Annotated in this window: 7 protein-coding genes and 1 pseudogene; 6 read left to right on the top strand and 2 right to left on the bottom strand. The window is 72.0% G+C overall.

Annotation, left to right across the window (positions count from 1 at the left end):
• Together VFL99_RS09585 and VFL99_RS09580 are read right to left on the bottom strand one after the other, a co-directional pair.
• Positions 1–222: hypothetical protein (locus VFL99_RS09585; RefSeq protein WP_325106123.1), on the bottom strand; the 222-nt coding region annotated here is incomplete at its 3' end.
• Between the two features lie 169 nt (positions 223–391).
• Positions 392–1,321 carry a hydroxymethylglutaryl-CoA lyase gene (locus VFL99_RS09580; protein ID WP_325106122.1) on the bottom strand — a complete coding sequence of 310 codons (930 nt, stop codon included), beginning with the start codon at positions 1,319–1,321 and terminating at the stop codon, positions 392–394.
• 182 nt (positions 1,322–1,503) lie between these two features.
• Here VFL99_RS09580 and VFL99_RS09575 point away from each other — a divergent pair, with 182 nt between their 5' ends.
• The 6 genes and pseudogenes from VFL99_RS09575 to VFL99_RS09550 form a co-directional block, all read left to right on the top strand.
• A complete protein-coding gene (locus VFL99_RS09575) occupies positions 1,504–2,289 on the top strand; it encodes a hypothetical protein (RefSeq protein WP_325106121.1) in 786 nt (261 codons plus the stop codon).
• An 88-nt stretch (positions 2,290–2,377) separates the two neighbouring features.
• The gene (locus VFL99_RS09570; protein ID WP_325106120.1) at positions 2,378–4,030 is read left to right on the top strand and encodes a DNA repair helicase XPB; all 1,653 of its coding nucleotides are present in this window, start codon (positions 2,378–2,380) and stop codon (positions 4,028–4,030) included.
• A 69-nt stretch (positions 4,031–4,099) separates the two neighbouring features.
• Positions 4,100–4,819 (top strand): HAD family hydrolase, encoded by a 720-nt coding sequence (locus tag VFL99_RS09565; protein ID WP_325106119.1) that lies wholly within the window; start codon positions 4,100–4,102, stop codon positions 4,817–4,819.
• A gap of 166 nt (positions 4,820–4,985) precedes the next feature.
• A complete protein-coding gene (locus VFL99_RS09560) occupies positions 4,986–5,699 on the top strand; it encodes a response regulator transcription factor (protein WP_325106118.1) in 714 nt (237 codons plus the stop codon).
• A 25-nt stretch (positions 5,700–5,724) separates the two neighbouring features.
• On the top strand, positions 5,725–7,278 hold the full coding sequence (locus tag VFL99_RS09555; RefSeq protein ID WP_325106117.1) for a sensor histidine kinase: 1,554 nt from the start codon (positions 5,725–5,727) through the stop codon (positions 7,276–7,278).
• A 51-nt stretch (positions 7,279–7,329) separates the two neighbouring features.
• Positions 7,330–8,040: pseudogene (locus tag VFL99_RS09550) on the top strand (S1C family serine protease); the annotation flags it as partial.

Below are 8,040 nucleotides of genomic sequence, written 5' to 3'. Positions count from 1 at the left end.
ATGCGTGGCAAGCAGGCTGTCGGGCACCTTCTGCGCCCACGGGGTGGCCCAGGTGTCGTCCGCGGAGGACGAGGCAGGCTGGGCCTGGGCCGCGATCGGGGCCAACGCCAACGCGCTGGCGACGCCGCCGGCACCGAGCAGTGCTGTCACGCGCAGGCGCCGGTGGGCGCCGTTCTGGCACGCTTCAGCGGTGGGGTTCTTCCGGGTACGGAACGCTCTCAAACTGATCTCCTTGGCCTGGTCGACCGGGACTTGTGGTCTCGACCGGCAGTTGATGTGAGGCATTCGCAGGCTAGAACCGATGTCAAGAGCCGCAGCGGATTCGACGGCAGGCAGCGGCTGTCCACGCAGTGGGCCAGACCACTTCGCTGTCAAGCCACGCCGCAGCAGGTCAGCCGGCGAGGGCCTTGACCACCCGCGAGGGCGACGGACGCCCCAACTGCTCGGCCATCCACACGCTGGTCTGGACCAGCTGCTCGAGGTCCACGCCGGTCTCGATCCCGAGCCCGTCGAGCGCCCAGACCAGGTCCTCGGTGGCGAGGTTGCCGGTCGCGCTCTGGGCGTAGGGACACCCGCCCAGCCCCCCGGTCGACGCATCCACCACGGTGACCCCGTGCTGCAGGGCCGTGACGGTGTTGGCGAGCGCCTGGCCGTAAGTGTCGTGGAAGTGCACGCCGATGCGGTCGACACCGATCCCCTGGGCGTCCAGTCCTTCCAGCAACCGCGCCACGTGCCCCGGGGTGCCGACGCCGATCGTGTCGCCGAGGCTGAGCTGGTCGCAGCCGAGGTCCATCATCCTGCAGGCCACATCGACCACCTGCTCGACCGGCACGTCCCCCTCCCACGGGTCGCCGAAGCACATCGAGACGTAGGCACGCACCCACGCGCCCGACTCCTTGGCTCGCGACACCACCGGCGCGAACATGCCCAGCGACTCGGCGACGGTGCGGTTGAGGTTCTTGCGCGCGAACGTCTCGGTGGCACTGCCGAAGATGGCGACCGCCGACAGGCCGTGCTCGAGCGCGCGGTCCAGACCACGCTCGTTGGGGACCAGCACCGGCCGCTGGGAGCCGGCCGCGTCCTCGCCGAGTGCGGCGATGAGCTCCTCGGCGTCCGCCAGCTGCGGCACCCACTTCGGGCTGACGAACGACGTGGTCTCGATGGTCTGCAGCCCCGCGGCCAGCAGACGCCGCACGAACTCCGCCTTGGCGCCGACCGACACGATCGACTTCTCGTTCTGCAACCCGTCTCGCGGGCCCACCTCGTAGATCGTCACCCGCTCGGGCATCCCCGCCATCGGCTCACGCTGGGCTCGTCGCATCGGTCGTCCTCCTGTCCACAGTCCTTGCCCCATCGTGGCAGGGGCGCGCACCGCCACCACCGCGCCTCCCGAGGGTGGGCACCTCCGGAGGCACCCGGCATACCGATGGGTGCCCGGGTTGGTGCGCAGCGGACACACGTGCGGCAGGTAGGGTGACCTGGGCGCAATGTGGGGAGGGTGATGTGAGCGACGACCAGCGCAACGACGACGACGCCTACCGGGACGACCCGTGGCGCGGCCCCGACCCCACGAGCGACCCCACGTCACCGATCGAGCAGGAGCCGACCGGCGTCATGCCACAGTCAGAGCAGTCAGCTGCGCCGCCTCCCCCGCCGGGCCCGTATGCCGGCCACGACGCGGGTGCCCCTCCGCCCCAGGGCGAGCCCCACCAGCCGCCGACGGACCGTCCTGACTACCCGGCCCAGCAGGGCTACGGCGCCCACGGGCAGGGCGACTCGGGACAGGGCGGGTACGGGCAAGGCGGGTACGGACAGGGCAGCTACGGACAGGGCGGCTACGGCAGCAGCCCGTCGCCGTACGGACCGTCCTCGTACGGCCAGGGCTACGGCCCGACCGGCGACTACGGGCAGGGTGGCTACGGCACCGGCGGCTACGGCTATGGCGCGGCTCCGCCTCCCCCGCCGCCGCAGCCGGGTCAGCCCTACGGCGGCTACGGGGCGCCCTACGCCCCGCCGCAGCAGAACACCTCGGCACTCATCCTCACGATCGCCTCGGGCGTCTCGTTCGTCTTCTGCGCCGGCCTGCTGCTGATCCCCAGCCTCGTGCTCGGCATCATCGCGCTGAGCAAGAACGCCCACGACCCGGTCGACTCCCGGCGCAAGACCAAGCTGGGCTGGATCCTGTTCGCCGTCGGGTGGGGCATCACCATCATCGCGGGCATCGCCATCGCCGTCTGGGCGATCGCGGTGGCCGGCAACGCCCAGGTGCAGTACGGCAACTCCTACTGACCGCCCCCGACCGGACCGGCGAGGGCCCTGGGAACAGCGGCGGAAGGACCGGCGTTGCGCCGAAGGCCATGACTGACGGACTCCTGCGATGACCGACGGACCCCTCATCGTCCAGAGCGACAAGACGTTGCTGCTGGAGGTCGACCACCCCGGCGCCGAGGCGGCGCGGCGGGCGATCGCGCCTTTCGCCGAGCTCGAACGCGCCCCCGAGCACGTGCACACGTACCGGCTGACGCCGCTGGGACTGTGGAACGCCCGCGCGGCCGGCCACGACGCCGAGCAGGTGGTGGACGCGCTGGTCACCCACAGCCGGTATGCCGTCCCGCACGCCCTGCTCGTCGACGTCGCCGAGACGATGGACCGGTACGGACGGCTCAGCCTCGAGAAGCACCCGGTGCACGGGCTCGTGCTGCGCAGCACGGACCGGCCGGTGCTGCAGGAGGTCCTGCGGCACAAGAAGATCCGGCCGCTGCTCGGCGCGGAGCTCGACGACGAGACGGTGGTGGTGCACCCCTCCGAGCGCGGCCACCTGAAGCAGCAGCTGCTCAAGGTCGGCTGGCCCGCCGAGGATCTGGCCGGTTACGTCGACGGCGAGGCGCACCCGATCGACCTGGTCGAGCAGGGCTGGGAGCTGCGGCCCTACCAGGTCCAGGCGGTGGAGGGCTTCTGGCACGGCGGCTCGGGCGTGGTCGTGCTGCCCTGTGGCGCGGGCAAGACGCTCGTCGGGGCCGGCGCCATGGCCCGGTCCCGCTCGACCACCCTCATCCTCGTCACCAACACGGTGGCGGCGCGGCAGTGGCGCGACGAGCTGATCCGCCGGACCAGCCTGACCGAGGACGAGATCGGGGAATACTCCGGTGCCCGCAAGGAGATCCGCCCGGTCACCATCGCGACCTACCAGGTGCTCACGACCAGGCGGAAGGGTGTCTACCCGCACCTGGACCTGCTCGACGCCCGCGACTGGGGCCTCATCGTCTACGACGAGGTCCACCTGCTGCCGGCGCCGATCTTCCGGATGACCGCCGACCTGCAGGCCCGTCGCCGACTCGGGCTGACCGCCACGCTCGTCCGCGAGGACGGCCGCGAGGACGACGTGTTCAGCCTCATCGGCCCGAAGCGCTTCGACGCCCCGTGGAAGGACATCGAGGCGCAGGGCTACATCGCGCCCGCGGAGTGCGTCGAGGTCCGGGTGACCATGCCCGACGCCGAGCGCATGGCCTACGCGACGGCCGAGGCCGACGAGCGTTACCGGTTCGCCGCCTCCGCCGGCCCGAAGGACCGCGTGGTCGAGGCGCTCGTGGACAAGCACCGCGGCGAGCCGACGCTGGTGATCGGGCAGTACCTCGACCAGCTGGAGTCCCTCGCCGGCCGGCTCGACGCCCCGCTCATCACCGGGGAGACCACCGTGACGGCGCGGCAGCGGCTGTTCCAGCAGTTCCGCGAGGGTGAGATCCAGCTGCTCGTGGTGAGCAAGGTGGCCAACTTCTCGATCGACCTGCCTGAGGCCAGCGTCGCGATCCAGGTCTCCGGCACGTTCGGGTCCCGCCAGGAGGAGGCCCAGCGCCTCGGCCGGCTGCTGCGGCCCAAGGGCGACCAGCGCAGCGCCCACTTCTACACCGTCGTGGCCCGAGACACCGTCGACGCCGAGTTCGCCGCCCACCGGCAGCGGTTCCTCGCCGAGCAGGGCTACGCCTACACGATCGTGGACGCCGACGACGTGCTGCAGCCGCCGACGCGCTGACGTCACGGGCAGCCCCGAGCGGCGATGCGCCCGGGCTTGCGGCGGGCGCGGGCGGGTAGGCAACGGAACATGACCGGCACCGCCCCACAGGACCGCCTCCACGACACCGTGCTGCTCGACGTCGACGGCACGCTGGTGGATTCGACCTACCACCACGCGATCGCCTGGCACCGGGCGTTCCGCTCCTACGGCATCGAGCTGCCGATGTGGCGGGTGCACCGCGCGATCGGGATGGGCGGCGACCGGCTGGTCGGCACGCTCGGCGGCGACGCGGTCGAGGACCGCCTCGGCGACCAGCTGCGCCAGGCCTGGCAGTGCGAGTACGACCAGCTCCGCGACGAGGTCGAGCCGCTGCCCGGCGCCTACGACCTGGTGCGACTGCTCAAGGACCGCGGGTTCCTCGTCGCCCTCGGGTCCTCCGGCAAGCCCGACCACACTGCGCAGGCGGTCGAGCTGGTCGGCGTCCGCAGGCTCGTCGACGCCGTCACCACCTCCGAGGACGCACAGACCTCCAAGCCAGCCCCCGACATCCTGCAGGTGGCCCTCGACCGGGCCGGCGGGACGAGCGCGATCGTCATCGGCGACTCCACGTACGACGTCACCTCCGCCGCGCGGATGGGCGCCCCGTGCGTGGCGATCCGCACCGGCGGCTTCGGCGTCGACGAGCTGGAGCGCACCGGCGCGGTGCTGGTCACCGACGGCCTGCGCGACCTGTGCGACGCCGACTGGGAAGCGCTGGCCCGCGCCACCCCACCGGAGCACGCCCGCACCGAGCCACCGCCTCCGTGACCACCCGTTGACCGCCCCCGAGACCCGGTGTAGCGCGTTGGCCGCCCCGCCTCCGTGCCCACCCGGCGACCGCTCCGGAGGGTTCCGGTCGCCGGGCAGCGGATGCGAAGACTACGCTCAGAACGTCCTCAGCAAACTCCCAGACAAGGCGCACACACTGTCCCGCGTGAGCAGTCAGACTCCTGAGGCACGCCTCCTCGTGGTGGAGGACGAGCCCAACATCCGTGAGCTCCTGGCGACCAGCCTGCGCTTCGCCGGGTTCGAGGTCCACGTGGCCGGCGACGGGAACACGGCCCTGCGGCTCGCCCGCGAGACCGAGCCCGACCTCGTCGTGCTCGACGTGATGCTGCCCGACATGGACGGCTTCACCGTCACCCGGCGGCTGCGGGACTCCGGTCGCGCGCTGCCGATCGTCTTCGTCACCGCCCGCGACTCGGTCGACGACAAGATCAAGGGACTGACCGTCGGCGGCGACGACTACGTCACCAAGCCGTTCAGCCTCGAGGAGGTCGTCGCCCGCATCCGCGCGGTGCTGCGCCGCACCCGTCAGGAGCAGGTCGACGACGAGGCCACCTTGCGCTTCGCCGACCTCGAGCTCGACGACGACACCCACGAGGTCCGCCGGGCCGGCCGGGTCATCGACGTGTCGCCGACCGAGTTCAAGCTCCTGCGCTACCTGATGCTGAACCCGAACCGGGTGCTGTCCAAGACCCAGATCCTGGACCACGTGTGGGACTACGACTTCCGGGGCGAGTCCGGCATCGTGGAGTCCTACATCTCCTACCTGCGGCGCAAGATCGACGTCGACGGCCAGCCGCGGCTCATCCACACCCGACGGGGCATCGGCTACGTGCTCCGCCAGCCACCGCAGTCCGCGTGACCCGACCCCAGCGGAAGGCGCCGGTATGACGTCCCGCAGGCGGTCGTCATACCGCACCTGGTCCCAACGCACGTCCGCGTGGACAGCCCTGCTCAGGCAGCACCTGCACCAGCTGCCGCTGCGGCTGCGCCTCGTCGCGATCGTGGTGCTGCTCATGCTGGGCGCACTGGCGGTCACCAGCCTGGCCACCACCACCCTGCTGCGGCACTACCTCGTCTCGCGCACCGACAGCGAGCTCGAGCAGGTCAGCCAGCCGCTCGCGGCAGCGGCCCTCGACGCCCTGCGCGCCCCGAGCGGCCGCGCGCACGTCAACGCGCTGCTCACCTCGCCCTACACGATCGTCATCATGCCGACCAACGGCAGCCCGCCGACGCTGCTGGTGACCTCCGACCGGGAGCAGTCGAGCCCGTCCATCCCGCACCTGGGGCTCAACAACGCGCACGTCGTCAGCAGCGAGCCGTTCACCGTCGGATCCCGCAACGGCTCGGACACGCAGTGGCGCGTGGTGGCCGGGAAGACCAGCGACGACAGCGCGACCTTCGCGGTGGCGGTGCCGCTCAGCCCGGTGGAACGCACGGTGGACCAGTTGTGGCTCTACACCGGGCTGCTCGCGCTCGGGCTCACCATCGCCTGCGCCGCGCTGGGGTGGGTCGCCGTGCGGCGCGCCTTCCGCCCCCTGAGCCAGATCGAGGACACCGCGGCCGCCATCGCCGCCGGTGACCTGACCCGACGCATCCCCCCCAGCCACACGCACGACGAGGTCGCGAGCCTGGCGACCTCGTTGAACGTCATGCTCGCCCAGATCGAGCAGTCCTTCTCGCTGCGGGAGGCGTCCGAGGTGCGGATGCGCCAGTTCGTCGCCGACGCCTCGCACGAGCTGCGGACCCCGTTGGCGACGGTGCGGGGGTATGCCGAGCTCTTCCGCCAGGGTGCCGTGCGTGACCCCGAGGACGTGGCCGGGGCGATGCGGCGGATCGAGGACGAGGCGCGCCGGATGGGTGGGCTGGTCGAGGACCTGCTGCTCCTGACCCGCCTGGACAGCCAACGGCCGGGACAGTTCGCGCCCGTCGACCTGACCGTCCTGGCCGGTGATGCGGCGCAGGACGCCCGAGCCCTCGCCCCCGACCGGCGGATCCGGCTGCTGGGCCTGGACGGCACCCTGCGCCCGACCGTCGTGGAGGGCGACGACGCCCGGCTGCGACAGGTGCTCACCAACCTGATGGCCAACGCCATCAACCACACCCCGGCCGGCAGCCCCATCGAGATCGCCATCGGCATCCGGCCGGTCTATGGTCCGCAGCCGGTGCCCTCCGAGCAGCGCGCCGTCATCGAGGTGCGCGACCACGGCCACGGGGTCGCGGCCGCGGAGGCCTCGAAGGTGTTCGAGCGCTTCTACCGGGCCGACCCCTCCCGGACCCGTGGCCGGGGAGGCGGCACCGGCCTCGGCCTGGCCATCGTCGCCGCAATCGTGGGCAGCCATGGTGGACACGTCGGGCTGGCGCCCACCCCCGGCGGCGGAGCGACCTTCGTCGTCGACCTTCCTTCAGCGAACACTCAGGAAACATCCAGTGACTCTTGACGCCACTGGGAGACGCTGGAGCCCACGAGACGACGAGCAAGGAGCCTTGCGATGACCGAGCACCCTGACCGGTACGACGGCCCGCCCGCCGGCGGCGGCGCGACCGGGTCCGCCGAACAGACGCGCTGGTACGCCCCCTCCGGGCACGCGGGCCAGGAGGGGCAGCCGACCGGCCGGGGCGAGCGACCGGGCCAGGACCCGACCCGCCCGCTGTGGTACGGCAACTCCGGCCAGTACCACGGTGCCTGGGGCGCCCAGCCGGGGCAGCCGGCCTACGGCCAGGGGGGTCCCGGCGGTCCGGCCGGGCCCTCCGGCGGCGGTGGCGGCGGGGGTAACGGGAAGGGCAACGGCAACGGGCGGCGTAGTCAGTGGTTGGCGGTGCCGGTGGCTGCGGTGCTGGCGGCGGCGCTGGCCAGTGGCGGCACCTACGCCTGGACCCACAACGACACCTCGACCCCGGCCGGGCAGACCAGCTCCAGCCAGACCAACAGCAACGGCAGCAGCAACCAGGCCGCGCCCCCGGTGACCAACGCCGCCGACGCCGCGCCCAACTGGAGCGCGGTCGCCCAGAAGGTCACCCCCAGCGTCGTGGCGATCACCGTGTCCAACGGCAGCTCCGGCGACCAGGGCTCGGGCGTCATCTGGGACACCAAGGGCCGCATCGTGACCAACAACCACGTCGTGGCCAGCGCCAAACAGGGCGCCAACATCCGGGTCACCCTCAACGACTCACGCACCTACACCGCCCACCTGGTCGGCACC

It is taken from the genome of Segeticoccus sp., from assembly GCF_035708005.1.
This window is presented reverse-complemented; position numbering and strand designations above follow the sequence as displayed.

What these genes read in the sequence shown, in the direction of transcription:
- VFL99_RS09565 (WP_325106119.1), top strand. Translation starts at nt 4,100, where the DNA reads ATGACCGGCACCGCCCCACAGGACCGCCTCCACGACACCGTGCTGCTC.
- VFL99_RS09580 (WP_325106122.1), bottom strand. Translation starts at nt 1,321, where the DNA reads ATGCGACGAGCCCAGCGTGAGCCGATGGCGGGGATGCCCGAGCGGGTG.
- VFL99_RS09555 (WP_325106117.1), top strand. Translation starts at nt 5,725, where the DNA reads ATGACGTCCCGCAGGCGGTCGTCATACCGCACCTGGTCCCAACGCACG.
- VFL99_RS09570 (WP_325106120.1), top strand. Translation starts at nt 2,378, where the DNA reads ATGACCGACGGACCCCTCATCGTCCAGAGCGACAAGACGTTGCTGCTG.